The organism is Nocardia sp. NPDC101769, from assembly GCF_044766925.1.
GTDB lineage: Bacteria > Actinomycetota > Actinomycetes > Mycobacteriales > Mycobacteriaceae > Nocardia.
Genome location: NZ_JBIWMX010000014.1, coordinates 14,338 through 40,444 on the forward strand (window position 1 = coordinate 14,338; position 26,107 = coordinate 40,444).

The 26,107-nt window shown below is 68.1% G+C and carries 22 protein-coding genes and 1 pseudogene; 12 read left to right on the forward strand and 11 right to left on the reverse strand.

Annotation, left to right across the window (positions count from 1 at the left end):
- Positions 1 to 62: 62 nt before the first annotated feature.
- Positions 63 to 250 (reverse strand): annotated as a pseudogene (locus tag ACIRRA_RS21965) (helix-turn-helix domain-containing protein); the annotation flags it as partial.
- A 282-nt stretch (positions 251 to 532) separates the two neighbouring features.
- Between ACIRRA_RS21965 and ACIRRA_RS21970 the strand changes: the two are divergent.
- Entirely contained in the window at positions 533 to 3,796 is a 3,264-nt protein-coding gene (locus tag ACIRRA_RS21970; RefSeq protein ID WP_402770940.1) for a protein kinase, read from the forward strand.
- Between the two features lie 24 nt (positions 3,797 to 3,820).
- Here ACIRRA_RS21970 and ACIRRA_RS21975 read toward each other — a convergent pair whose 3' ends face one another.
- Positions 3,821 to 4,816 carry a helix-turn-helix transcriptional regulator gene (locus ACIRRA_RS21975; protein ID WP_402770943.1) on the reverse strand — a complete coding sequence of 332 codons (996 nt, stop codon included), beginning with the start codon at positions 4,814 to 4,816 and terminating at the stop codon, positions 3,821 to 3,823.
- A 103-nt stretch (positions 4,817 to 4,919) separates the two neighbouring features.
- Here ACIRRA_RS21975 and ACIRRA_RS21980 point away from each other — a divergent pair, with 103 nt between their 5' ends.
- On the forward strand, positions 4,920 to 5,318 hold the full coding sequence (locus ACIRRA_RS21980) for a VOC family protein (protein WP_402770946.1): 399 nt from the start codon (positions 4,920 to 4,922) through the stop codon (positions 5,316 to 5,318).
- A gap of 232 nt (positions 5,319 to 5,550) precedes the next feature.
- Complete coding sequence (locus tag ACIRRA_RS21985; RefSeq protein ID WP_402770949.1) at positions 5,551 to 6,582, forward strand: alcohol dehydrogenase catalytic domain-containing protein; 1,032 nt, start codon at positions 5,551 to 5,553, stop codon at positions 6,580 to 6,582.
- A 112-nt stretch (positions 6,583 to 6,694) separates the two neighbouring features.
- Here the strand turns inward: ACIRRA_RS21985 and ACIRRA_RS21990 are convergent, their stop codons facing one another.
- From ACIRRA_RS21990 to ACIRRA_RS22000, 3 genes are all read right to left on the reverse strand, one after another.
- Complete coding sequence (locus ACIRRA_RS21990) at positions 6,695 to 7,108, reverse strand: VOC family protein (protein WP_402770952.1); 414 nt, start codon at positions 7,106 to 7,108, stop codon at positions 6,695 to 6,697.
- Positions 7,109 to 7,342: 234 nt separating this feature from the next.
- Positions 7,343 to 8,170 carry an SDR family NAD(P)-dependent oxidoreductase gene (locus tag ACIRRA_RS21995; protein ID WP_402770954.1) on the reverse strand — a complete coding sequence of 276 codons (828 nt, stop codon included), beginning with the start codon at positions 8,168 to 8,170 and terminating at the stop codon, positions 7,343 to 7,345.
- A gap of 34 nt (positions 8,171 to 8,204) precedes the next feature.
- Positions 8,205 to 9,776: a succinic semialdehyde dehydrogenase gene (locus ACIRRA_RS22000; protein WP_402770957.1), complete on the reverse strand. Its 1,572-nt coding sequence runs from the start codon at positions 9,774 to 9,776 to the stop codon at positions 8,205 to 8,207.
- A gap of 90 nt (positions 9,777 to 9,866) precedes the next feature.
- On the opposite strand from ACIRRA_RS22000, the gene ACIRRA_RS22005 reads away from it, so the two are divergent.
- The 3 genes from ACIRRA_RS22005 (at position 9,867) to ACIRRA_RS22015 (ending at position 11,967) form a co-directional block, all read left to right on the forward strand.
- Positions 9,867 to 10,574, forward strand: coding sequence for a TetR/AcrR family transcriptional regulator (locus tag ACIRRA_RS22005; RefSeq protein WP_402770960.1), 708 nt, complete (start codon positions 9,867 to 9,869; stop codon positions 10,572 to 10,574).
- A 50-nt stretch (positions 10,575 to 10,624) separates the two neighbouring features.
- A complete protein-coding gene (locus ACIRRA_RS22010) occupies positions 10,625 to 10,987 on the forward strand; it encodes a hypothetical protein (protein ID WP_402770963.1) in 363 nt (120 codons plus the stop codon).
- Between the two features lie 62 nt (positions 10,988 to 11,049).
- Entirely contained in the window at positions 11,050 to 11,967 is a 918-nt protein-coding gene (locus ACIRRA_RS22015; RefSeq protein ID WP_402770965.1) for an NADP-dependent oxidoreductase, read from the forward strand.
- On the opposite strand, the gene ACIRRA_RS22020 is transcribed toward ACIRRA_RS22015, so the two are convergent.
- Positions 11,915 to 12,322 carry a hypothetical protein gene (locus tag ACIRRA_RS22020; RefSeq protein WP_402770968.1) on the reverse strand — a complete coding sequence of 136 codons (408 nt, stop codon included), beginning with the start codon at positions 12,320 to 12,322 and terminating at the stop codon, positions 11,915 to 11,917. The two genes, ACIRRA_RS22015 and ACIRRA_RS22020, sit on opposite strands and share 53 nt — an antisense overlap.
- Positions 12,323 to 12,505: 183 nt before the next feature.
- On the opposite strand from ACIRRA_RS22020, the gene ACIRRA_RS22025 reads away from it, so the two are divergent.
- The 3 genes from ACIRRA_RS22025 to ACIRRA_RS22035 are packed head-to-tail and all read left to right on the forward strand — an operon-like array spanning position 12,506 to position 14,455.
- Positions 12,506 to 13,105, forward strand: coding sequence for a hypothetical protein (locus tag ACIRRA_RS22025; RefSeq protein ID WP_402770971.1), 600 nt, complete (start codon positions 12,506 to 12,508; stop codon positions 13,103 to 13,105).
- Positions 13,083 to 13,619 carry a DUF6879 family protein gene (locus tag ACIRRA_RS22030; RefSeq protein WP_402770974.1) on the forward strand — a complete coding sequence of 179 codons (537 nt, stop codon included), beginning with the start codon at positions 13,083 to 13,085 and terminating at the stop codon, positions 13,617 to 13,619. The genes ACIRRA_RS22025 and ACIRRA_RS22030 overlap by 23 nt, the downstream gene beginning before the upstream one ends.
- Positions 13,616 to 14,455: a helix-turn-helix domain-containing protein gene (locus tag ACIRRA_RS22035; RefSeq protein WP_402770976.1), complete on the forward strand. Its 840-nt coding sequence runs from the start codon at positions 13,616 to 13,618 to the stop codon at positions 14,453 to 14,455. Before ACIRRA_RS22030 ends, ACIRRA_RS22035 begins: the two co-directional genes overlap by 4 nt.
- Positions 14,456 to 14,681: 226 nt before the next feature.
- Here the strand turns inward: ACIRRA_RS22035 and ACIRRA_RS22040 are convergent, their stop codons facing one another.
- Positions 14,682 to 15,026: a hypothetical protein gene (locus ACIRRA_RS22040; RefSeq protein ID WP_402770979.1), complete on the reverse strand. Its 345-nt coding sequence runs from the start codon at positions 15,024 to 15,026 to the stop codon at positions 14,682 to 14,684.
- A 75-nt stretch (positions 15,027 to 15,101) separates the two neighbouring features.
- Here ACIRRA_RS22040 and ACIRRA_RS22045 point away from each other — a divergent pair, with 75 nt between their 5' ends.
- Positions 15,102 to 15,413, forward strand: a complete 312-nt coding sequence (locus ACIRRA_RS22045) for an ArsR/SmtB family transcription factor (RefSeq protein WP_402770982.1) — start codon at positions 15,102 to 15,104, stop codon at positions 15,411 to 15,413.
- Complete coding sequence (locus ACIRRA_RS22050) at positions 15,410 to 15,949, forward strand: SRPBCC domain-containing protein (RefSeq protein WP_402770984.1); 540 nt, start codon at positions 15,410 to 15,412, stop codon at positions 15,947 to 15,949. The genes ACIRRA_RS22045 and ACIRRA_RS22050 overlap by 4 nt, the downstream gene beginning before the upstream one ends.
- A 35-nt stretch (positions 15,950 to 15,984) precedes the next feature.
- Here ACIRRA_RS22050 and ACIRRA_RS22055 read toward each other — a convergent pair whose 3' ends face one another.
- Both ACIRRA_RS22055 and ACIRRA_RS22060 read right to left on the reverse strand, forming a co-directional pair.
- Positions 15,985 to 17,439, reverse strand: coding sequence for a flavin-containing monooxygenase (locus ACIRRA_RS22055; RefSeq protein WP_402770987.1), 1,455 nt, complete (start codon positions 17,437 to 17,439; stop codon positions 15,985 to 15,987).
- Between the two features lie 34 nt (positions 17,440 to 17,473).
- On the reverse strand, positions 17,474 to 18,316 hold the full coding sequence (locus ACIRRA_RS22060) for an alpha/beta fold hydrolase (protein ID WP_402770990.1): 843 nt from the start codon (positions 18,314 to 18,316) through the stop codon (positions 17,474 to 17,476).
- A 493-nt stretch (positions 18,317 to 18,809) separates the two neighbouring features.
- Here ACIRRA_RS22060 and ACIRRA_RS22065 point away from each other — a divergent pair, with 493 nt between their 5' ends.
- Positions 18,810 to 20,504, forward strand: a complete 1,695-nt coding sequence (locus tag ACIRRA_RS22065) for a serine/threonine-protein kinase (RefSeq protein ID WP_402770992.1) — start codon at positions 18,810 to 18,812, stop codon at positions 20,502 to 20,504.
- A 67-nt stretch (positions 20,505 to 20,571) separates the two neighbouring features.
- Here ACIRRA_RS22065 and recD read toward each other — a convergent pair whose 3' ends face one another.
- Positions 20,572 to 22,464 carry an exodeoxyribonuclease V subunit alpha gene (gene recD / locus ACIRRA_RS22070; protein WP_402770995.1) on the reverse strand — a complete coding sequence of 631 codons (1,893 nt, stop codon included), beginning with the start codon at positions 22,462 to 22,464 and terminating at the stop codon, positions 20,572 to 20,574.
- Entirely contained in the window at positions 22,461 to 26,093 is a 3,633-nt protein-coding gene (locus ACIRRA_RS22075; protein WP_402770998.1) for a UvrD-helicase domain-containing protein, read from the reverse strand. The genes recD and ACIRRA_RS22075 overlap by 4 nt, the downstream gene beginning before the upstream one ends.
- Between the last annotated feature and the right edge of the window lie 14 nt (positions 26,094 to 26,107).

Sequence of the window (26,107 nt, forward strand, 5' to 3'; positions counted from 1 at the left end):
CGGTGCCGGGACAGTGTTGCCAGCGCGCTGCGGCGAAGCCGGAGGCAGCGTAGGCCGGCGTTGACGTAGCTGTAGACGGTGTCGCGGTGGACCCCGAATTCCTTGGCCAGCGTGGCTTTCGGTTCGCCGGCCGCGGCACGGGCGCGCAGGGCATGGGCTGTTCGGTGGTGAGGGAGGGTTTGCGGCCCTTGTGGGCGCCGCGGGCTTCGGCTTCGGCGATGCCTTCGCGTTGGCGTAGAAGCGGACGTTCAGGGCCGTTGTGCGGAACACGCCATGCCGACGTCGGTGGCCACCGCGCCGTCTGCTGGTCGTGGTCGCGATGTACCAGGGCGATGGTGAGGGCCTCGGATATCGACCTCTTGGGATTGCTTCCCGGTGCTGCGGTAGGCGCGGAGGCACCCGTGTACGGCCGTGCCGCATCCACCGAATAGCTGGATGTCCGCTCGTCATGGGCGATAGGCTGGGCTCCGTCGAAAGGTGAGTTGATCATGTCCGGTGCTCACAGCCATACCGAGAGGATTGCGCGCGGCTGATGATCGACGACGCCGCGAACCGTACCCGCCGTGACGTGAGCATGACGGTAGCGGAGGAGTTGCGTTCGGTCGGCTTCGAGGACGCCGAAGAGATCGGTTCCGGCGGTTTCGGTGCGGTTTATCGCTGTCGGCAGGTGGGGTTGAATCGCACGGTCGCGGTGAAGGTCCTGACCGGGAAATCCGACGAGGAGAACCGGGCGCGGTTCGTGCGCGAGCAGCGGGCGATGGGCCGGCTGACCGGACATCCCAATATCGCCACCGTGTTCGAGGCCGGTGTCACCAGCGGCGGGCGGCCCTATCTGGTCATGCCGTATTACCCTTCGGACTCGCTGGACGCGCGGATTCGGGGGCACGGTCCGCTTCCGGTGGATGATGTGCTGCGGATCGGGGCCGGGATCGCCGGGGCGCTCGAGAGCGCGCATCGGCTGGGCATCGTGCATCGCGATGTGAAGCCGGGCAATATTCTGTTCACCGACTACGGTGAACCTGCCCTGACCGACTTCGGAATCGCGCGTATCCCCGGCGGGTTCGAAACGGCTGCCGACATTGTGATCGCGTCGCCGGCGTTCACCGCGCCGGAGGTGCTCGAGGGCGACACTCCGACTCCCGCCGCCGATGTCTACGGGCTCGGTGCCACCATGTTCTGCGCGCTGACCGGGCATGCCGCCTACGAGCGGCGCAGCGGCGAGCAACTGGTGGCCCAGTTCGTGCGGATCAGCCGGGGGCCGGTGTCGGACCTGCGCGATAGCGGTTTCCCCGACGAGGTGTCCACGCTCGTGGAATCGGCGATGCACCGCGACCCCGAGCAGCGGCCCTCCGCAGCGGAGCTCGGTGAGGCCATCCGGCAGGTGCAGCAACGCTACGGCTACCCGACTGGCGAGATGGCCCGGCCCAGCGACCCCGCCGCCGCCCGCCACCCCGAGCCGCAGAACCGTCAGCCGACCTCGTCGCGAACCATAGGACGCGGCGGCAAAGTGCTGCCCGAGTTGACCAGCTTCGTCAACAGGCGCGCCGAGCTGACCGAGCTCAAGCACCTGCTGACCGTGTCGAGGCTGGTGACGCTGGCCGGGATGGGCGGGGTGGGCAAGACCCGACTGGCGATGCGGGCGGCCTCGGCCGTTCGACGCGATTTCGCCGACGGGGTGTGGGCGATCGATCTGGCCGACGTACGTGATCCCTCGCTGGTGGCCCCCATCGTCGCTGCCACGCTGGGCATGCGGGCCGATTCGGCCCGGCCGGTCGACGACACGCTGGTCGAGTTTCTGCGATCCCGTGAAACCCTGCTCGTCGTGGACAATTGCGAGCAGGTTGCCGAGTCGATGGCGAGCCTGGCCGAGACGTTGTTGTCGGCGTGTCCGGGATTGCGGATCCTGGTCACCAGCCGCGAGCCGCTCGATATCGGCGGAGAAGCGGTCCGGCGGCTGTCGCCGCTGAGCATTCCTGCCGCCGGCCGCGAGCCGACGCTGCGAGAGCTGCGCAAATACGATGCGGTGACGTTGTTCGCCGACCGTGCCGCAGCAGTCGTGCCTGGCTTCGCACTGACCGAGGAGAACAAGGCCGCGGTGGCCGGGATCTGTTCCCGTCTCGACGGGTTGCCATTGGCGATCGAACTCGCCGCGGCCCGGATGCGCACCATGTCGCCGGAGCAGATCCTGCAGCGGCTCAACGACCGGTTCACGCTGCTCACCCGGGGCCACCGCACCGCGCCGACACGGCAGCAGGCCCTGCGGTGGTGCATCGACTGGAGCTATCAGCTGTGCACCCCGGCCGAGCAGCAGTTGTGGGCCCGGTTGTCGGTGTTCGCCGGTGGTTTCGAACTCGACGCCGTCGAGGCGGTGTGCGGCGCCGATACCGAGGTGTCAGAGCTGCTCGATGTGTTGGCGGGGCTGGTCGACAAATCGGTGGTGATCAGGGAAGAACCCACGGGTGCGGTCCGCTTCCGGATGCTCGACACCGTCCGGGACTACGGGCAGGACAAGCTGCGCGAGGCCGGTGCTGACGAGGATCTGCAGCGTCGGCACCGGGACTTCTACCGACAGCTGGTGCTCGATGCCGAGGCCGACTGGATCAGCGACCGGCAATTCGACTGGATGGCCCGGCTCGACCGCGAGCAGGCGAACATCCGTGCAGTGCTCGAATTCTGCATGTCCGACCCGACCGAGCAGTCAGCCGAAGCGGGGCTGCGCATCACCGCCGCCTCCTTCGTGTTCTGGAGTTTCCGTGGCTTGTTCGGTGAAGGCCGCCGCTGGCTCGACCGCACCCTGGCCCATCCCTGCGCACGTTCGACAACCGACCAGATCCGTGCGCTACATGCCAGCATCTTCATGGCCACGCGGCAATGGGACCTCCAGACGGCAGCCACCCTGCTCGCGCAGGGGCGTGCGCTCGCCGAGCAGGACCCCACGCCCATGAATCAGGCGCTGATCGCCTATGCGGAGGGCGATCTGGCTCTCTATCGCGAGGAGCCTGCGCGCGCGGTGTCGTGTATCAATCGAGCCATCGAGGTGCTGAGCTCCGACCCGCGAGGATGTCTGCACGTTGTGGCGTTGCTGTTGCTCGGTGTGGCGCACGCGCAGCAGGGCGACACCGGACCGGCTCTCGAGTGTTACCAGCGGATCCTGTCCATCACCGAGGCGTGCGGTGAGTCGTTGTTCCGGTCGACCACGCTGGGGATGACCGGGATCGCGGCGTGGCAGCAGGGTGAGAACTCCCGCGCACAGGATTTGCTACGGGAATCGCTGCAGCTCAACCAGCGCATGCGCAGCCTTCTCGTCGCGGCGCTCGATCTCGAAGTGCTGGCGTGGATCGCGGCCGGCGCCGACGCCCAGCGAGCCGCCGTGCTGATGGGCGCTGCGGCGAACATGATGCAGACCTCCCCCGGCGTGGCGATCTACTTCCCGCAGATGGTCGAGGCCCACCTCGACTGCGAGCGAATCGTGCGTCGCGCGCTCGGTGAAGCGCGCTTCGATGCGGCGTGGCGACGCGGCCAGACAATGAGAATCAACGCCGCGGTCGCCTACGCGCTGAACGAAGAACAACCGGCCGACACACCACCCGCCGGCCCGACGACATTGACCAAACGTGAACGCCAGGTGGCGGACCTGGTCGCCGAAGGGCTCACCAACAAGCAGATAGCATCCCGGCTGGTGATCTCCCAGCGCACCGCAGATGCCCACGTCGAGCACATCCTGTCCAAGCTCGGGTTCACCTCTCGCGCCCAGGTCGCGGCGTGGATCGTGGACGCGGCCCGGCGCGAGAGCTGATCGCGTGCCCTGTGGTGCCAGGGTCTACCGGTGGGCTTCGGATCGACCGTCGGCGGCCGCCGTGAGTCGGCGGGCCAGGGCGCGCACGGCGTCGTTGAGTATGTCGGGGTGTTCGATGACGAACGGCCGATTCAGGCCGGCCAGGACGGGGGGAATCCAGTCGAGTTGTTCGGCCCGGATTCGGACCTGGACCCACGGGTGGGTGTCAGCGGGCGGTGAGTCGATCTCGTGCACGGTCGCGATCGTCGCGGGGAGCAGCGGGCGGACCTGGGCGAGTGTGCCCTGCACTCGGATCGATACCTCGTGCCGATAGCGCGCCGTGGCGAGTGCGGACTGCAGATGAGCGGCCGGCTCGAATCCGGCGGGCGGAGCGAACGTTCCGGGCAGCGTGGTCACCGCGGTGATGCGGTCGAGCCGGAACTGACGTAGTTCGTCGCTGTTGCTGTCCATCCCCGTCAGGTACCACCGGCCGGAGTGGGCGACGAGCCCGTATGGGTGTACGGTCCGCTCACTGCGGCGCCCGTTCCGGTCGGTATAACCGATCGCGACCGGTCGGCGCTCGCCGGTGGCCTCGGCGAGCCGGAGCAGGACGGAGGTCTCGACAGCCACCTCCGAGCGGGCGTCGGCGGTGAATTCGGCGGTGTTCAGCAGTGCGTCCAGACGGGCCGTCAGACGTGGGGGCAGGACGCGACGGAGTTTGGCCGTGGCGCTGTCGGCCGCGTGGGCGGCTGTTGTCGATCGGCCGACGCCGCGGCTGGTGAGGAGTCCGAGCAACACGGCCACCGCTTCGTCGTCGGTCAGCATCAGCGGCGGCATTCGGTACCCCGGCGCGAGCCGGTATCCCCCGTAGCGGCCTCGCACCGATCGAACGGGGATATCCAGGTCGGTGAGATGGGTGACGTATCGCCTGACGGTGCGTTCATCGACGCCGAGCCGTCCGGCGAGTTCACCGACGGTATGGGTGCCGCCGGTCTGCAACAGCTCGAGCAGGGCCAGCACTCGGGCGGTGGGGCGTGTCATCGGGAAATTCTCGCATCCATACCGGGCGGAAACTGTCCGGTATCGACTCTAACGTGGCCTGCGGCGGCGGAACCTCCGCCCCATCCGACAACAGGAGTACGCCATGAATCTCGTCTCGATCCGCCTGATCACCGACGACATCCAACGGCTGGTCGGCTTCTATCAGCACGTGACCGGTGTCGAAGCAACCTGGGGTACACCGGATTTCGCCGAAATCGCCACACCGGCCTGCACACTCGCGATCGGAAGCACCCGCACCGTGGCGCTGTTCGCGGCGGGCAGCGCGCGCCCAGCCGACAACCACACCGCGATCATCGAATTCCTGGTCCCCGACGTCGATGCCGATTACCGGCGGTTGCGGGATACGGTCGAGGATTTCGTCAACGAGCCCACGACGATGCCGTGGGGGAACCGGTCGTTGCTGTTCCGCGATCCCGACGGCAACCTGATCAATCTCTTCACTCCGGTCACCGCGCAGGCCATCGCAAAATTTGCCCGCTGACATCCGCTCGTCGACATGTGTGTGCACAGCGGGGACCTGTGAGGCGCTCGGCCCGTCGATCTTCCACGGGCCCGCGCCGGCCGGTTCGGGCCGCGCACTATCCGGCCAGCGGAAACTTTTGTCGGGTAAGCCAGCCTGATCGAGCGGCGCCAGGTCACCGTGAGTGGCTCGCTGGCAGTGGCTGACAGCGCAGTGCCAGCACCGTCGGACAGCATTCACGACCATGACGGAAATGACAGCGACGATGCGGGCCGCCTACGTACCGGCGGTCGATGCGGTGTGGGAAGTGCGCGAACTGCCCAGGCCGGAACCGGGTCCCGGCGAGGTACTGATCCGGGTGCGGGCCAGCGGCATCTGCTACACCGACATCTGGTCCACCACCGGAGTGATCCCGACGGGCGTGCCCGGGGTGGTCGGACACGAGACGGTCGGCGAGATCGTCGCGGTGGGCGAGGGCGTGCACTCGCGAGTGGTCGGTGACCGGGTCGCGACGACCTGGATTCTGCAGACGTGCGGCCGGTGTGAGTACTGTCGGCTCAACAAGCCGGTCACCGGGGTGGCCGGATTGAGCTGCGCCGCACCCAAAACCAGCGGGTTCAGCGTCCAGGGCGGGCATGCCGAGTATCTCGCCGCGCCCGAGGCTGCCACGGTGTTGTTGCCGGAGGGTTTGTCTTTCGAGTTGGCCGCCCCGGTCGCCTGCGCGGGCTACACCACGTGGAGCGCTTTGTGCGCGGGCAATCCGCAGCCGCACGAGCGGGTCGCCGTGCTGGGTATCGGTGGGCTCGGACACATGGCGGTGCAGTATGCGAAGGCGGCCGGGTTCGAGACGATCGCGATCACGCATTCATCGGACAAGGAGACACTGGCACGGAAACTGGGTGCGGATGAAGTAGTTTCGAACGGCGAGGAACTGAAGGCGATGGGCGGCGCGGACATCATCCTGATGACCGGCAACTCCAACCGCGCGGCCATGGACAGTATGCACGGGTTGCGACCGGAAGGGCGGATGGTGCTGGTCGGTCTGCCGCACGACACCGACTTCATCATTCCGCCACCCGAGACCGGCATCAATTTCGTGGTCAACCGCAACCAGATCATCGGCGCGACCCACGGCGGATTCGAATACCTCACCCAGGCACTCGAATTCGTCGCCACCGGCAAGGTGACGCCGATGGTCGAGACCTACCCGCTGGCGAACGCCGCCGACGCCTACGAACGCGTGGCCAGCGGCGCTGTGCGGTTCCGCGCCGTGATCACCTACTGAGATCGGCGGATTCGGTCTGCGTGCGATTCGGCATCACAGGATGTTCGGTCAGCGCCCAGGGACCGTCGTGCAGCCTGGCCGTCCCGCCGGATGCCGGGGTGCCCCGTTGGCCCTATTTCGGAGCGATCAACTCCAGCGCGATGTTGTCAGGGTCCCGGAACTCCAGGATGTAGCTGACGCCGATGTCCTTGATGTCCTCGCGCACTACACCGCAGGCATCGAGGTGTGCGGCGGCGGCCTCCAGCGCGGCCAGGGATCCGACCGAGAACGCGAGATGGTCGAGCCCGACGCGGTTCTCGTCGAAGCGATCGGTACCGGCGGGACGCAGCCCGAGGAATCCGTGCTCCATGCGATAGATCACTCCGCCGTAGAGGAAACCGAGCCGCTGCCGTGTTTCAGCATCGGCGTCGGCCGGAATCTCCAGCGCCACAGGCCATCCGAAAATCCTCTCGTAGAAGGACCGTGATCGCTCGATGTCGCAGACCGTGAGGCGGATATGAGCGATGGACTCCACTGAGATCGACATGGCACCGATGCTTACACACCGCTGTCCTACCCGCTGGTTCGATCGCCACTGAGCCCGCGAGAAGTAACCGACGTTCTGTACCGCACCAGGTTCCGGCCACCGGCACACTCGCCATGGCCGTTTCGGCCGGCACATTCCCGACCAGGAAACGGCCCGGGGCCGGCGCCGCGGATTCTGCGGCACCGGCCCCGGCTGGATCGAATCGCTCACTTCGAGCCGATCCGGCTCGAATCGCTATTTACGGCCGGTGAATTCGTCCATGGAGTGGTAGACGCCCACCGTGTTGAGGTAGAAGTCGCGGACCTTGAGCGGTAGCAGCCCGGAGATGGCGCGGTTGAGGCGGGAGGTCCAGGGTAGGACGACCAGGGCGGAGCCCTTCTTCATCTCGGTCCAGGAGGTGTCGACGACGTCCTCCTGGTCCAGGATCGGAGTGAACCAGAAGCCCTTGGCGCCGTCGAACATTCCGGTGTTGATGTAGGTCGGGCAGACCGTGGTGAACTTCACGTGCTCGTTGCCGGACTGCTCGAGCTCCAGGCGCACCGAGTCCGACCAGCCCAGCGCCGCCCACTTGGAGGCCGCGTAGACACTCATGCGGGGATTGGCCACCAGCCCGGCGGAGGAGGCGATGTTCAGCACGCGGCCCTCGACGCCCGTATTCGCCACCATGGCGGGCAGGAATTCGAGCGCGATATACATGGGCGCAAGCGAATTGATCGCCATGGTCTTGTCGATGTCGGCACGGTTGCCGGTCTCCCAGAAATACCCGTTGCCGCGCACGATGCCCGCATTGTTGACCAGCACGTCGATTCCGCCGACCTCGGCGCGCACGGCCGCGCCCGCCTCGGCGATGGCGTCGGGGTCGGACACGTCCACCACATAGTGGTGAATCCGGCTGCCGCCCAGCGCCGCCAGCTCGGCCGCGGTCTCCTCGAGCGCCCGCTCGTTGACGTCCCACAGCACCACGACGGCGGCCTGCTCGGCCACCGCGCGCTGCGCGAACGACTTGCCCAGGCCCATAGCCGCCCCGGTGACCAGGACCTTCTTGCCCGCTACGGTCTTCATACCCCTCTGTACCCCTGTCGAATGATCTGCGGAATCACTTCTGGCGCAGTGTCTTCATGACGCCCAGGTAGAGCGTCATGGTCTTGGCCCACAGCTGTTCGGACATGCCCGGCAGCGGCGCGATGGGCAGCACCCGCTGCACCGCGATGGTCTGGGTGTCGATGTACTTCAGCAGGCCCTCGGGCCCGTGCCGGCGGCCGGTGCCGGAGATGCCGAGCCCGCCCGAGGGCGCGGCCACCGAGCCCCACGCGGCGATGAAGCCCTCGTTCACGTTCACCGATCCGGCGCGCACCCGCGCGGCGACCTCGCGGCCGTGGGCGGTATCTCGGCTCCACACACTGGCATTGAGGCCGTAGGCGGTGTCGTTGGCCTGGGCGACGGCTTCGTCGTCGCTGGACACGCGGTAGACCGACACGACCGGTCCGAAGGTTTCTTCGCGGTAGACGGTCATGCCCTCGCGCACGCCCGCGAGAATGGTGGGCTCGTAGAAGTAGGGGCCGAGGTCCGGTCGCGCCGTACCGCCGGCGAGGACCGTCGCGCCCTTGGCGACCGCGTCGTCGACGTGCCTGCTGACTGTGTCGATCTGACGCGGGAAGGTCAGCGACCCGATCTCGTAGCTGTAGTCGAGGGTCCTGCCGAGGCCCAGTTTCTTTGTGTGGGCCACGAATTCGGTGATGAACCGGTCGTATACCGTGTCGTGCACATAGATTCGCTCGATCGATTCGCACAGCTGCCCGGCCGAGGCGAAGCAGGCCCGCACCGCGATCTTGGCGGCGGACGAGACGTCGGCGTCCGCGAGCACCAGCAGCGGGTTCTTGCCGCCGAGCTCGAGCGAGTACCCGATGAGCCGCTCCCCGGCCTGCTGGGCAATGGTGCGGCCGGTGGCGCTGGATCCGGTGTAGTCCACGTAGTCGGCACGCGCGATGACCTCGGTGCCGACCACCGCGCCCCGCCCGAGCACCGCCTGCCAGAGGCCCTTGGGCAGACCGGCGCGCTCGGCGATATCGATGGCCCAGAGCAGGGTCAGCGCGGTCTGGTTGTCCGGCCGCCCGATGACGGCATTGCCGGCCAGGAGCGCGGGCAGCGCGTCGGAGGCGCCCAGCGCGAGCGGATAGTTCCACGGCGAGATGACCGCGACCACCCCCTTGGGCCGGTTGCGCACCTCCACCTGGGTGAGGACCGGCATGACGCCGCGCGGCTTGCGGTGCGCCAGAATCGATTTGCCCTCGGCGGCGTAGTAGCGGGTGTTCACCGCGACGTCGGAGACCTCGTCGAAGGCATGCACCCGGGACTTGCCGGTCTCGAGCTGGATGATGTCGAGGATGGTGTCCTGCTCGGCGAGCACCAGGTCGTGGATGCGGCCGAGCAGTGCGGCCCGCTCCCCGACCGCTACCTTCGCCCATTCCTGCTGCGCGGCGCGCGCGGTGGCGAAGGCGGCCTCGATATCGGTGACCGAGGACTGCGGCAGGTCGGTGATCTTGGCGCCGGTGGCGGGCGCGAACACCTCCACCGAGGGCGCTCCGCCCGCGACGGCGTGGCCGAGCAGGCGCTGGACCAGGTCAAAAGGCAGCGCATCGGCGGCGGCGAGCTGCGGGGCAGTCGTCATTGGTCGCCCTCTCGAGGAGTCGGGTGCGGGTGGAACCCATTATTAACTGAACATCGGTGTTACATGAACACTGGTGTTAGATTAATGGACGTGACACACACCATGTCAAGCCCTCCGGCAGGCAAAGGCACCCCGGCCCGCCGCGGCCGCCCGCCGCAGACGGAGAAGCAGGCCGACCAGGTGCGCGCCCGTATCGTGCTGGCTACCGCCGAGGTGTTCGCCGAGCAGGGTTCGCGCGGGCTGAGCGTGGCACGGATCATCGAGAAGGCCGGGCTGGCGCGGCCCACGTTCTACCGCTATTTCGCCAACGCCGTCGAGCCGCTGCACGCGGTGCTCACGGTCTCCAACGAGGATCTGGTCGGCGGCATCCGGTCCGCGCTGGAACGCAGCGAGCAACCGGTCGAACTCGGCATCAATATGATCGAGGCGTATCTGCACTGGGCGGGCGGTCACGGCCCGATGCTGGCGCCGCTGTTCGCCGAGCTGCACGATCCGGGCTCGCCGGTGTCGGCCTATCGCGAGCAGGCCATCGACGACATCCGGGTCCTGGTACGCGCCAAGATCACCGGCCTGGGGCGGCGGGCCCCCACCGATCTCGACCTCGATACCGCACTGCAGACCTGCGAATTCGTCGTCTACCGCATCTCCGCGGACGCACCGCACGGCGAACCCGATCAGGCCACCATCGATGCGGCCCGGCTGACCATGATCCGCGGGGTGCTCACCATGCTCGGCACGCGCGCGGATGTCGAGTACGCGCTCACCATTCCGGGGTTGTTCGAATCCACCGAGGACTAACCCGTCCAGCCGGTTAGCCAACAACGCCGCTCCGGGGCTAGGCTCGGCGCATGCCGGAAACCACGCCGCCCCAAGCCTTCTCGGCTGTCACCCGCGCCATCATCCAGGACGTCACGGTGACGCCCGCCAAGCGCACCGACCGCATCCAGACCCGCCGCATCTCCATGCCCGCGGGCACGGCGGCCGGCCTGCACACGCACAATGGTCCCGTGGTGGGCAGCATCGTGTCCGGCTCGGTGGCCTACCGGATCGAGGGCGAACCGCTGGTCGTGCTGCGGCCCGGCGATGTGTTCTTCGAGCCGGAGGCGGTGCGCATCGCCCAGTTCGACGCCCTCGACGAGGACGTCGTGTTCCTGGGCCACTTCCTGCTCGGCTCGGATCAGGATCCTGCCATCGAATTCCCAGGAAATTAGCCGACACCACGCATCCGCCCGTCCTATCGTCGATTTCGTTCGTACAACGAAAAGAGCTGAGTATGAAGGCTATTCGCACCCGCGAGCCCGGCATCGACGGACTGGTCTACGAGGATGTCCCCGACGCGAAACCCGGTCTCTGCGACGTCCTGATCAAGGTCGAAGCGTGCGGTATCACGCACAACGAACTGGACTGGCCCATCTGGAACTGCCGCGCCGGCCACCCGCGGGACTCGGTCATTCCCGGCAACGAGGTCTCGGGTGTGATCGCCGCGCTCGGCTACGGCACCGCCGGGTTCGCCGTCGGCGACGAGGTTTTCGGCCTCACCGACCAGCTGCGCAACGGCGCGGCCGCCGAGTACGTCGCCGTCGAAGCCCGCAATATCGCACGCAAACCCCGCACCCTGGACCACATCCAGGCGGCGGCGGTCCCGCGTGCCGGACTCACCGCCTGGCAATCCCTCTTCGACCACGGGCACCTCGAAAAGGGCCAGACCGTCGTCATCCACGGTGCGGGCGGCGCGGTCGGCTCGATGGCCGTCCAGCTCGCGCACTGGGCAGGCGCGCACGTCATCGGAACCGGCCGCGAGCACTCCCGTTCGCTCGCTACCGAACTCGGCGCCGACCGCTACCTCGCCCTGGACACCGAGCAACTGGCCGACGCCGCGGGTCGAGCCGACCTGGTGGTCGACACGATCGGCGGCGACGTCCTCACCGGTTCCTCGATCCTGCTCCGCCCCAACGGCACCCTCATCACCATCAAGGCAGCCGCCGAATTCCCCACCGACCGCGACGACATCCGCAAGGTCGTCTTCGTCCAGGAATCCAACCGCGCTCAACTGACCGAACTCGCCCGCCTCATCGACGAGGGCAACCTCCGCCCCCAGGTCGGCGCCGTCTACCCGCTCGAAGAAGCAGTGAAAGCCTTCAGCGCCAAGGCCGCCGGCGGCCTGCCCGGCCGAATGATCCTCCAGCCCTGAGCCGCTCGCCGATCACGATCGATACCGGATCGTCGGCGTCTCCCATCGCATCCATGGGGACCGTGTACCGGTTGCCGGTATCGGCGCAGACCACGTCGGCGATCTTGACCAGCGCCGAGATGTCCCCGTGCTCGAAATGGGCGAGACCCGGCACGATTACCGCGTCGACTCCCTCTGCGTAGGCAAGGTTCATCAGGCGGTTGATCGCTGCGCCCTGACGTATGGGATCGGCGAGCACGACGAGGATCACGGTCCATCGCCGTTCGTCGGCGGCGGCATGGATTCGTGCCTCGTCCCGCTGCCAGTTCACACCCGATACGTCTCGGCGCAGGTATCCGATTGCGTAGTCGGTCATGGTTGCGTCCCCGCATATTCGCGATAGCCCGGCCGCCTGATCGCGACCCGACCGCGGTCCGTCGCACGCCATCGGGCCGGTCCAGCCGGCGTGCTCATCACGAGGCCGGCCCGCAACAGGTGCAGTAACGCACGGCGCGTCGACGTCTCGGCAAGACCCGTACTCACGCACAACCGTTCGACCGTGACCGATTCCATCACGCCCAGCACGGCCAACGCTCCCAATACCTTTGCCTCTGGTTCTGTCAGCGCCATATGCACCCCTCGCGACTCATCGATACGGGACTCGTCGGCAGCGAACGCGATTCCGCTTGCGGCTCGTACCAGCGAAGGTAGGGCTGCGCAGGGCCGCGAGGCCAGAGAGTTGCGCCAAGTTGCGCATTTCATTGACCACCATCGCGGGGAGCTGGGAAAATCCGAGGGCCTCACACGCAACCACTCGAGCAAGGTTCTCGCCATGCATGTTGAGTTTCTGGGCGGCCCCTCCGGGGGACAAGGATCGCCGCGCCTGTATCTGACCGATCGCAACACGTTCGCCGTGCAGGGCTGGAAGACGGTGCGCGCCAACCGAATCGAGATCCCTCACCGACTGCTCGTGCACGCTCGTCCCGGCACCTGCATCGCTGGTCTCCGGGACACCGGGCACGGGACGTTCCTGTTGTCCGGAACCCCGATAACCGATCCGGAAGCCCTGGAGATCATGAAGATCCCCAACCATGAAACAGCAGTCGAGGTCCCCATCACGCAGGAGGTGACCCCCGATGCGCCAGGTCCTCGGGGGTGAAGATTTCGACCGGTTGCTCGACGAGGTGAAGACCCGCGCATTCCACCTCGAAACGCACGATGACTACCTCGCCGAGACCGAAACCGACTCGCTGAGAGCATTTCTCGCCGACGAGTCCATCGACCCCGGCGGCGACTGGTTCACCCCGTGGACCGACCAGGTCCGTCGCATGGTCGGCCGCGGTGTGGGCGTCCAGCGGGCGCGTATCGTCACCCGGTCCCACACGGCATATACCCGTTATCTGCTCGCCCTCACCCGCTACAACGTCGAGGCAGGCGAGGACGTGCGCTATCTGCCCCGGAACGTGGCGGCATCCAACGACGCGATCACCGAGGATTTCTGGCTCCTCGACGACCGCACAGTCGTCTACAGCCTGTTCGATGCAGGCGGGATCTGGATCGGCGGTGCAGTCACCGAGGATCCGGTCCTCGTTGCGAATACGGTCGCTATCCGAGACCGTGTGTGGCGGATCGCAACTCCCTACGCCCAGTACCTGGGACGTGCCACGACGTGACCGAAGTTTTGCGCGCACGTGTTGCGCTGGGCGCGCGTCTGCGAGAGCTCCGTAAGGATGCTCGCCTCGACGCTGTCCAGCTCAGCTCCGAAGCCGGATGGCACAAGTCCAAGACCAGTCGTATCGAACTCGGTAGGCAGACGCCCAGCGAGTCGGATCTCGAAACCTGGTGCGAGATCTGCGACGCCCGCCTCGCGCTGCCCGATCTGCTTGCCACCTTGCGCAATGTCCAGGCGCAGTGGTCCGAGTGGAAGCGGATCGCCGCAGCGGGGCACAGTCGCCGACAACGCCGACAGGTCGAAATCGAGAGCCGCGCCGCACTCCAACGGACCTATGCGCCAGTCGTTCTGCCCGGCCTATTGCAGACCGAGAGCTACGCACGTGCCGTTCTGGCCCAGTGCATTCGGTTCCTGGGCACTCCCGACGACCTCGACGAGGCCGTCTCTGCTCGGATGGAACGCAAGCAAGTACTCCTGAAGCCGCGACACCGATTCAACCTGCTGGCCGATGAGTCGGCCCTGTACACGACGGTCGCAAATTCCGCTGTGATGGTGGATCAGCTCCAATACCTGCTCGATTCAGCGTTCGACATGCCGCGCGTGCTCTTCGGAATCGTCCCCAAGGAGGCCGAATTCACCTACATCACAACATCGTTCGACCTCTTCGATAATCGCCTCGCGCTGATCGAAACCGTGAGCGCCGAACTGACAGTCGTCACGGCTACCGAGCTGGCTTTGTACGAGCGCGTGTGGAAAGCACTGCAAGCGCAAGCGGTCTACGGCCGTTCGGCTCGCGAACTGATCAACGCAGCCATACGAAGCCGTCGCGCCGTCTAGATGCGCCCCTCGAGGTGAGGCTCGGCCACTACCAGGTCGGCAGATGGTGGGCCCGGCACGCCCACACCGCCCTGCGCATACTCGCCGCGCGGCGCGGCATACGGCCACGAAACCCATCGCCGCACAATGGGACTCACCGAACACCAAGCTAGGCCCGCACCGCCGACGCCGCGACCATCCACGCACCCGAGTGCGGCTGAGCCACCGATCGGGTCAGCTCACTGTTTCATTGCTGCAGCTCGGGAATGGGTTGTTCTTCGAGGACGACGATTTCGCACCGCTCGGCCCAGTGCAGGTGGTGGTGATCGTCGACCATTTCCAGCGCCTCGTCCATGCAGGTGGCCTGGAGGATGGACATCCCGATCACTCCACTGTCGGTCTCGGTGATACCGGCCGGCGTGATGCGGCGCGCATTGCCGAGGGGTTTGCCCGCGTCGATGAGGCCGGCGGCGATCCGGTTGCTCCAATCCGCCCACAGCCGCATGCCTTTCGCGGCTTCCGCAGGTGTGGCCTGGGCGAATCGTTCGGCGACCGAGAGGGGTGCGAGGTAGAGGACTATGTAGCGCTTCATGTTTGCGACAATAGGTGACCAAATAGTCACATGTCAACGATCATGTGACCAATTGGTCTCGTATAGAGTGGGGGCGTGGACGAGGACGTGGTGTTCAAGGCGCTGGCCGATCGCACCCGACGGCATCTCCTGGACGCGTTGTTCGCCAAAGACGGCCAGACGCTGACCGAGCTGGAGTCCGGGCTGGAGATGACCCGCTTCGGCATCAGCAAGCACCTGCGTCTGCTCGAGGAAGCGGGCTTGGTGACGGTGGTCCGCAGCGGGCGAAAGAAGTTGCACTACCTCAATCCCGTGCCGATCCGGCTGATTCACGATCGATGGATCGACAAATTCACCGAGCAACAACTCTCCGCACTGGCCGATCTGAAAAAGGACCTGGAATCGTGAGCTTCGAGGATGTTCTCTCGCGTGCGCGCCCGGAGACGACACAGATACATCGCGTGATCATCGCCGCACCGGCCATGCGGATCTGGCAAGCCGTGACCGATCCCGACTGGACCGTGCGCTACGGATTCGGCGGCCGCAGCGTGATCGAACCCCGGGTCGGTGGCGCCTTCACGGTGTTCGCCCCCTCCGGACCTCGTCCGATCGACAGCGAACCGGAGGTCATCATCCGCGGCACGGTCACCGACTACGATCCGCCCGTGTCGTGGGGTGCCCGCATACGTTTCCTGGGCGATGAGAACCTTGCCGCACAGCCGGAAACCCATCTGCGATACGAGATTCGTGATCGCGGCGACGGCACCTGCGCCCTGACCGTCATCCACGAGGTGGCCGGCGCCCCGCTCATCTCGATCATCGCCTCCGGCGATCTGGAATCGGAAGGCTTCGGCGGCGGCTACCCGTTCATGCTCAGCGACCTGAAATCCCTGCTGGAGACCGGGCGGTCGCTGCCCGTCAGTCGCCCCACCCGGAAGAGCTGATCACCTGAACTGCAATGGATTTGATTCCACCGGGGTCAGGCCCGCTCGAAACGCATGGCGGGGTCGGTGATTCGGCCGTAGCGAAGTTTGGGGAGGTCGCGGAGGTAGTTCATGTAGAGGCGCCAGGGGGCGCGGTCGCCCGTTTTGGGGAGGATGTCGAGGGCCCGGAGCACGTAGCCGGGCTCGAAGTTCAGGAAGGGCGCGGTGCCGATGGACGGGTCGCGCACAGGGGTCGCCGTGGCGTAGCCGTGGGCGTCCATGTGGCGAAGCAGGCGAACCACGTACTCGCACACCAGATCCGCCTTCAGCGTCCAGGAGGCGTTGGTGTAGCCCATGATGAAGGCGAAGTTGGGAACATCGGAGAGCATCGTGGCCTTGTAGGCCATGGTGTCCGGGAGGTGGACCTTGCGGCCGTCCACCACCAGTTCGATGCCTCCGAAGGGGATGAGGTTCAAACCCGTTGCGGTGATGATGATATCGGCCTCGAGGTCGCGGCCGGATTCGAGGCGCAGGCCGGTCTCGGTGAAGGTCTCGATGCGATCGGTGACCAGATCCAGCCGCCCCTCGCGGATGGCGCGGAACAGATCGCCGTTGGGCGACAGGCACAGTCGCTGATCCCACGGCTCGTAGGTGGGGTTGAAGTGGGTGTCGATGTCGTAGCCGTCGGGCAGCCAGCGTTGCTGCCAGCCGCGGATCCAGGTCCGCATGCGCTTCGGATAGCGTTGCGACAGTTGGTACATCAGCGTGCTGAGGGCGACATTCTTGGCGCGAGCCAGGCCGTAGGCGAGGCGCGCGGGCAGGTATGCGCGGGCGCGGTCGGCGAAGCCGTCGCGGGAAGGCAGGGAGATGATGTACGAGGGCGACCGCTGCAGCATCGTCACGTGCGCGCCCTCCTCGACCAGGGCGGGGCCGAGGGTGACGGCGGTGGCGCCGGAGCCGATGATGATCACCCGCTTGCCCTCGACATCGACATGGCCGGGCCAGTGCTGCGGGTGGATGATCGGGCCCGGGAAGCGTTCGGTGCCGGTGAAGTCCGGGGTGTAGCCCTCGTCGTAGCGGTAGTAGCCCGAGCAGCTGAACAGGAAATTCGCGGTCATGGTGACCGACAGGCCGTCATGGTCGGCGGTGACGGTCCAGCGGTTGTCCGCCGAGGACCATTCCGCCCGAACCACCCTGTGCCGGTAGCGGATGTGCGCGTCGATTCCGTTCTCGGCCGCGGTGTCACGCACATACTCCAGGATCGAGCCGCCGTCGGCGATGGCCTTCTCCCCCAGCCACGGCCGGAACCGGTAGCCGAGGGTGAACATGTCCGAGTCGGAGCGAATCCCCGGGTAGCGGAACAGATCCCAGGTGCCGCCGCTGGCCTCGCGCATCTCCAGGATGGCGTAGGTCCGCCACGGGAAGGCGCGCTGCAGATGGTAGGCGGCATCGATACCGGACAGTCCGGCCCCGACAATCAGCACGTCGACGTGCTCGGGCGTAGTGGCCATAGCCCCAGCCTATCGACCGCGGTGAGCGAACCCACTACGAACGCGACAAGAATTCGCCCACCAAACCCGCCACCCGATCCGGATCGCCCTTGTCGATGCCGAAATGGTCGAGTCCCGGCACGGTGACACGTTCGCAGTGCGGGATCACCGAGGCCAGCAGTTCCTGATCGGAGGCCGTCCACGCGCGCCGATCCCGGTCGCCCTCGAGCAGCAGCACCTCGGCGGTGATCTCGGCGTAGTGGCGGTAGGTACCGTCGAACCGCACGTACTGCCGGTGCTCGGTGAGGTTCTGCGCCAGCTGCCCGATGACCATGTCCATCTCGGGCGCGTCCATGAACATCGGCATCATGCGGCGGAACATCCAGCGCGGGACCTTGCGCGCGCTGTCCGGACCGATCGCACGGATGAATTCGACGAAGGCGTCGAGGGGTTTGCCCTGGGCCAGGTACTTCTCGTAGGGACCCATCCAGTCGGCCGGCATCGAACCCCGCACCGACAGGCCCGGCTCGTACACCGCGACCTTCCGGATGCCCGGATCGTTCCGCGCCGCCTCGAGGGCGACGAACCCGCCGTACGAATGCCCCACCAGGAACGCCGCACCCGTCTTGCCCTGGAGCGCACGCACATCCGCGCAGTCGTCCTCGACACCGTGGCCGGGCCGCTGCGGACCACTGTCCCCGCGCCCGCGCCGCTCGATCGTGTGCACCGTGAACGCGGTGGCCAGCGCGTCGGCGAACCCGCTGTACCCGTGCGCCAGCGACAGCAACCCCGGTACGACGATCACCCCCGGCCCCGTTCCCTCGGTCACGTAGGCGATCCGTGTACCGTCCGCGGACACCACGGCATCCGTGGTCCGCTCGCCTTCCCACTCGGCCATGGGCAACCTTCCGCTTTCGGCCGCACGCGCCTTTTTCGGCCGTATGCACTCCGAAAGACCACGGCGACAGCCGTATCGGACCCCGTCCACGCTACATGAGGTGACGTCTTTCACCAAGCTGAGGCATACCTCACAACATTCCGGATGGCCTGTACCACAACTCATCTCACATCAGCAGGAGCGAGCACTGCCGCCCGCCATACGACGCTCCGCCCATCGATCTTCCGATGCCCCGGACTGGCCGGTTCGGCCAGCGCGGTATGCGGCATTTCAGGACATGGGTGCGGGACGGATGCGACGATCAGAGAAGTCGGCAGCTAGCTTATTTTCACTCACCGACTGGTCCACCTTGCATGCGAGCTTCCAGCAATGGTCACGCCGCAACGGCCGGTTGAAGCTTCCGACTTTCGGGGATCGGTCCCGGCGGTTTAGCGTTGATCAACGCACACGACAGTGAGTCCGGGCAATCATGCGAGGGGCCAGGGGTGCTGACATGAGCGAGCCGGCATACAGATCGCGGGTCGGTACCCGTTTCGGGTGCTACCAGCTGCGGAAGCTGCTCGGCCGGGGCGGTATGGGTGAGGTGTACGAGGCCTACGACACCGTCAAGGACCGCATCGTTGCCCTTAAACTCCTGCCCGAGCATCTGGCTACCGATACCCATTACCGCGAGCGGTTCCGGCGTGAGTCCCGCACCGCCGCACGTCTACACGAGCCCCACATCATCCCGATCCACGACTACGGCGAGATCGACGGCCTGCTCTTCATCGACATGCGGCTCGTCGAAGGCGAAAACCTCGGCAGACTCCTGACCCGGCAGGGCCCGATGGCACCGGCCCGCGCGGTCGCGATCATCGCCCAGGTCGCCGCGGCATTGGACGCCGCCCACGCCGACGGGCTGATCCACCGCGACATCAAACCCGCCAACATCCTCGTCACCGACGATGACTTCGCCTACCTCGTCGACTTCGGCATCGCCCACTCCACCACCGGCACTGCTTTGACCGGCACGGGGACCGCGGTCGGCACCTACTCCTATATGGCCCCGGAACGGTTCGCGGGGGATGAGGTCACCTACCGCGCCGACATCTACTCGCTGGCGTGTGTGCTGTACGAGTGCCTGACCGCCACCCGTCCCTACCGTGCCGACAGTGTCGAGGTGGTGATCACCGCCCACCTGTTCGACCCGATCCCCCGACCCAGTGCCGTACATCCGGGCACCCCGACGGCGTTCGACGCCGTCATCGCGCGCGGTATGGCCAAGGATCCCGCCGACCGCTACCCCAGCGCGGGAGACCTCGCCCGCGCCGCCCACGACGCCCTCACCGACACCGACCAGCACATCGCCTCCACCATCCTCGCCAGCGTCGCCACCCCGATCACCCCGACGAGCGCGCACCCACCAAAACAGCCGACCACCACAGCAGGCGGTCCACCTCCGGAAGCGCCGCCCTCGAGTCCGCTACCCAGCCGACCGCCGACGCCATCGCGGCGAGCGTCGAACCTCCTGCGGCGACGATGGATCCCAGTCCTGGCCGCGGTGCTCCTGGCAGCCGCCGCAGGCGGGGGGATCGCCTACTGGAAACTGTCCGAGAGTGTCGGCAACCCGACCACGGCCACAACCGTCACGGCCACCATTCCCGTCAGCAACGGGCCGGCCCTTGTGGCCGTGGACCCGGGCACGCGCACCGTCTACACCGCCAACCATGACGACAATTCGGTGTCGGTGATCGACGCGGCCGCTCATACGGTTACCGCGACCATCCCGGTCGGTAAGTGGCCGCTCGGTGTGGCGGTGGACCCGGGCACGCACACCGTCACCGCCACCATCCCGGTCGGTAAGGGGCCGAACGGTGTGGCGGTCGACCCGGGCACGCACACCATCTACGCCGCCAACTATCAGGACGCTACGGTGTCGGTGATCGACGCGGACGCCCACAGGGTTACCGCGACCATCCCGGTCGGTAAGGGGCCGAACGGTGTGGCGGTCGACCCGGGCACGCACACCGTCTACACCGCCAACTACGACGGCGATTCGGTGTCGGTGATCGACCCGGCCCACACGGTTACCGCGACCATCCCGGTCGATAGGGGACCGAACAGTGTGGCGGTCGACCCGGGCACGCACACCGTCTACACCGCCAACTACCTGCAACATTCGGTGTCGGTGATCGAGCCGCGGCGCTGACTCGGGTGCAGGTGCGCACAGACCAGCGACCTGACGACAGAAACGATGACAACCTCGGCGCGGCGAGTCACTCCCGGTTGCGCAGGCCGCTGGCGCGCAGCACCCGGCGGGCGATGCCGGAGCGGATGGATTCCTCGGTGCCGAGGATGCGGACGTGACGCCGGGCACGCGTGATGGCCGTGTACAGCAGTTCCCGGGTGAGCAGCGTGGACTCCGGTCCGGGCAGCACGACCGAGACAGTGTCGTACTGGCTGCCCTGGCTGCGGTGGATGGTCATGGCGTAGACGGTGGTCACGCCGGGGAACTGGGTGGGGTGCACCAGGTAGGGCTCGGTGCCGCGCTGCAGGGCGGCACGCAGGGTGCCGTCGGCCGCGCGGACGATGACACCGGTGTCGCCGTTGTAGATGCGGGCCTCGTGGTCATTGGCGGTGACCAGCAGCGGCTGGCCCGGATACCAGTGCCCGGCACCGGGATCAGCGCTGATCCCCGCGGCGGTGACCCAGCCGGCGGCCAGGCGATCCCAGCGTTCGACACCGTAGGGGCCCTGGCGATGGGCGCACAGCAGACGATGGGATTCCAGCGCGGTGAGCGCGGCGGTCGCGTTCCCGTAGACGGCGGCGTCGGTGGCCTCGCGGGCGGCGCGCAGGACGTCGGCGCGAACCTCGGTGATGTCGTCGGGCGCGTAGAGCGACAGTTCGTCGCCGCCGTCGGCGAGCAGGGACAGGGCGGAGTCCGCGTCACCGGCCCGGATCGCGACGGCCAGCTCCGCGATGCGCCCGCCGAAGCGCCGGCCGCGGGTGAGCCGGACGATGCCGCCGCGCAGGCGTTCCCGCTCGTGCCCGGACAGGGCGTCCGGATGGGCGGTGGAGGCGGCCGGGTCGCCGCCGAGAATGCGTTCCAGCGCCGGATTCGCCTGTCCCGGAACGGGTCCCGCGACCAGGTCGGCGAGCACCGCGCCCGCATCGACCGAGGCCAGCTGGTCCGGGTCGCCGACCAGCACGAGGCGGGCGTCGGGCCGCACGGCGGGCAGCAGGCGGCTCATCATGGTCAGCGACACCATGGAGGTCTCGTCGACCACGATGACGTCGTAGGGCAGCCGGTTGAACTCGGTGTGCTTGAACCGGCCCGCGCCGCCACGCTGCCAGCCCAGCAGGCGGTGCAGGGTGGCCGCGGTCAGCTCGGGCAGGCCGATCTCGCCCGCCTGCTCACGCACCGATTCCTGCATGCGGGCGGCGGCCTTGCCGGTCGGGGCGGCCAGGGCGATGCGCAGGGCGGGCGCGCCGGCCACGGCCTGCTGGTGTGCGACCAGCAGGGCCAGTACGCGGGCGATGGTGTGGGTCTTGCCGGTGCCGGGGCCGCCCGCGATCACGGTGGTCCACTGGGTGGTGGCCAGGGCGGCCGCCAGCCGCTGCCGGTCCGGCGGTTCGCCTGGTCCGGCGTGGTCGGGGAAGAGCCGATCCAGTTCGCGCCGCACGAGTTCGGCGTCCACCATGGGATGGGTGGCGGCGCGTTCGGTGAGGACGCGGCGGATGGTCTCTTCCTGCCGGTAGTACCGGTCGAGGTAGAGCAGCGGGCCCGAGGCGTTCGCGCCGGGCGGGTCGATGAGCCGCAGCGGGCGCAGCGGCCCGGACGGGCTGCCGGTCACCAGCGGACTCACCCGCAGCGCGGCGATGACCGATTCCACGTCCGGCCACGGCAGGGTGGCAGGGTCGATCGCCGATTCCTCGGCGCCCTCGGCGTCGACACCGATCTCGTGCATACGCCGGACCTCCAGGCACACCGACCCGGATCGCACCGCGCGCACGGCCAGCGCGGTGGCGAAGACGACGGCCGCGGACCGCTCGCCGCCCAGCCGCGCGAGCCGCAGCGCCACATGCACATCGGCCGCCGACAGCACCCCGGCGGCATTGAACACCTGCAGCGGGCCGGTGCCGCGCTGCGCCAGCTGGATCGCGGTCATCGCGCCACCTCCGGGTCCCCTGCCAGCAGGGCCGACAGCTCGACGATCAGGTCCGCGGGCGGGAGCCAGTCGAAAACGCCGCAGCCGTCCGGGGTGTCGGGTCCGACCATGCCGCGCACGAACAGGTAGCGGATGCCGCCGAGGTGCGCGGCCGGATCGTAGCCGGGCAGCCGCCAACGCAGATACCGGTGCAGGGCAACGGAATACAGGATGGCCTGCAGCGGGTAGTGCGAGCGCATCATCTCCGCGGCCATGCGCTCGTGGGTGTAGTGGGCGACGGTGAGGTCGCCGGCGCCGAGGCGGTTGGTCTTGTAGTCGACGACCACGAATCGCGGTCCGGTGGTGCGCAGCACGGCGTCGATGCTGCCGGTGAGGTAGCCGCGCAGCGGGGTGTCGTCGAGGTGGGCCAGCTGGTCGGCGTAGGGGGCGAAGACATCGTCGGCGGGTAGGTGGCGGCGCAGCAGGTCGGCGATGCGCGGGACGGTCACCCGCGCCGCGACCGGTTGGTCGCCACCGGCCAGCGGGAGCTCGAAGTCGAGCTCGCTCAGGCGATCCCGGGTCGAGAAGTCGGCGAGCGCGCCGAAACCGATGGGCGTGTGCATGACCGCCAGCAGCGCGCCCGACAGGACGTCCGGGTCGGCGTCGAACATCTGCTCGCTCACCGCGTGCAGCACACGGGCGCGGATCTCGGCGGCCAGGTCGGGCGCGTCGGTGTCGACGTATTCGAGGACCTCGTGCACGAGCGTGCCGAACTCCGCGCCGTAGGGCAGCGAATTCATCAGCGACGGCCGGGATCCCGCGAAGGCGGTGAGGTCCTCGGCGAGCACGGACGGGGTGGCCGGTTCGTCGGCGACTCCGCTGCCCTCGGGCAGGTCGGCGGCGGGCAGGGCGTCGTGCGCGCCCGCGGTCAGAGCCGAATAGGAGGTGCGCCGCCACGCCTGGTCGAGGGCACGGCCGAAGTGGGCGGCCGCCAAAGGCTCGGTGGCGGTGGCGGTGGCGTCGAGGGGCAGGCGGGCGCGGGTGATCTCGCGCACCGGCTCGACGGCGATCAGGCCCGGCGCGGCGGTGGCGGCCCACTCCCGGATGCGTTCCAGCAGTACCGAATCCGCGGGCACCGGCGTCTTGTCGGCGACGGCCGGACTGCCGGGCTCGCGGCCCAGCAGCATGCGGTGCAGAGGCGCGGTCTGGGTGTCGTAGGCGGGGGCCCACCAGGCCACGATCTGCGCGCCGGCCCGGGTGAGGGCCACGTACAGCAGGCGCAGTTCCTCGGCCTGTTCCTCGGCCTCGGCGCGCAGGCGGCGGGAGCTGTAGCCGGGCGCGTCGGGGCCGCCGACATCGAGGACGCGGCGGCCCTGCTCGTCGTGGAACAGCAGGGTGGGCGGATTGCGCAGTTTGGCCGCGTCCCACGCGAAAGGCAGGTACACGACCGGGAATTCGAGGCCCTTGCTGGCGTGCACGGTCGCGACCTGCACGGCCGCGGCGTCGCGGTCCAGGCGGCGGCTGCGGTCGGCGACGCTGCCGGAGGCCGGATCGCGCACCCGGTCGGCCAGCCAGCGGGTGAGCGCCGACAGGCCCAGGCCCTCGCGCAAGGCCGCGTCGTCGAGCAGCTGCGCGATCTGGCGCAGGTCGGTGAGCTGGCGCTCGCCACCCTCGAGAGCGAGCAGGCGAGGGGCCAATGCGGTTTCGGCGCTGAGCTTTTCGGCTACGGCAGCGAAGCCCGCGCGGGCGAACAGCCGGGCGGAGTCGCGTAGTTCGGCGCTGAGGCGGCCGACCAGATCCGCTCCCCCGGCGTCGATTTCCTCGGCGCTCAGCCCGAGCAAGGCGGTGCCGGCGGCCAGACGGACTCGGTCGGCGCGGTGCGGCTGTTCCAGAGCGTGCAGCACCCACAGCCATTCGGTGGCCGCGGGCGTGCCGAACACGCTCGCGCCGCCCGCCAGCACCGAGGCGACACCGGCCGCCTCGAGTTCGGTGCGCACCATTTCCAGCTGGTTCCGGTTGCGGACCAGGACCGCGATATCGCCCGGTCCGATCGGCCTTTCGCCGGGTGTGCCCGCGTCGATGAGCACCCCGGATTCGAGCAGGCCGACGATATCGGCGGCCACGTCGACGGCGACCCGTTCCCGCTGGCGGCCGACCGTCGGATACCCGGACTTGTTGAGCGGACCCGCACCACTGCGCGGCAGGCACCGCAGTCGCAGGGGCGTGACCCGCTCCGGCGCACCGGAGAGCCGTGAGAACGGCCTGGTCGCCGCCACCCGGTGCACGGTGATCTCCTTGTGCCCCAGGGCGGCACCGCCGTGGAGATGCTCGAGCGCGGTCAGCAGGCCCGCGTCGCTGCGCCGGTTGGTGGTGAGCTCGCGCTTGCTGTCGGCGTGCGCCACCGCGTCCAGGTAGCTGAGCACCTCCGCGCCGCGGAAGGCGTAGATGGCCTGCTTCGGGTCGCCGACGAGCACCAGGGTGGCGTGCCCGTGGAAAGCGCGGCGCAGGATGTCCCACTGCAGCGGGTCGGTGTCCTGGAATTCGTCGACCAGCGCCACCCGGTACCGGTCCCGGATGCGCTGACAGGCGCGCGGCCCGTGCTCGGGGTCGGCCAGCACCTCGTGCAGCAGCACCAGCAGATCGTCGAAGTCCCGCAGGCCCGAAAGCCGTTTCCGCCGAGCCGTTTCCACCCGCACGACCGTCGCGAACGCCACTCGCTCGGCCGCCGGATCCTCCTCCCCCTCGGCCTCGGGCAGCAGCATGGCGTGCGGATCCCCGACCGCCGCCGCGGCCAGCCGCTGCGCGTCCGCCGGACCGAACGGCGCTCCGCCACGTGCATACCGGCTCAGATACAGGTCATCGGCGACCGTGGACACCACATCCTCGATCCCCTCCACGAGCCGCGCCCCCGGATCCTGTTCGCCCGCCAGCCCCAGCTCGTCGAGCATCCGCTGACAGAAACTGTGCGTGGTGGCAATGGTTCCCGCGTCGAAGTCCGACAGCGCCGCCAGCAGCCGCTCCCGCCGTGTCGCGATCTCTCCCGGATTCCCTTGCGCCAGATGCCGGATCAGCTCATCCCCCGACGCCGGCGCCCGCTCCGGATCCCCCAGCGCCGCCGCCACTCCCACGAACCGATCCCGCGTCCGCTCCCGCAACTCCTGCGTCGCCGCCCGGCTGAACGTCACCAGCAGCAACTCGGAGATATCCACCCCCAGCTCGGCCACGAACCGCACCGCCAGCCCCACAATGGCATACGTCTTCCCGGTCCCCGCACTCGCCTCGAGCACGGTGGTCCCGACCGGCAACGGCCCCGTCAGCTCGAACCGATTCCCGGAATCCCCGACCGAATGGGAAATTGCGGGCACTGCGACCGAATCATCCTGCAGCCCAGCATCATCACCGACTTCGGCGGCCGCATCCCACAGCCCGTCGTCGGCGGTCCCGGAATGATCGCGGTCCGATTCGCCGCCCGGCATCGCCGGATCCGGCTCGGCGGCAGGCAGATCGAACAGGTCCGGGGCGTCGCGGCCCGAGGATGCGATGTCCCGGCGGCGGTTCTCACCTGCGGGACCGTCGGAACGGCGGCGCGTGCGGGTCACCGGGCGCGGGGCCAGGTCCGGATCGGTGAGGGAGAAGAGGTCGTCGGTCATGCGGGGCTCCCGGG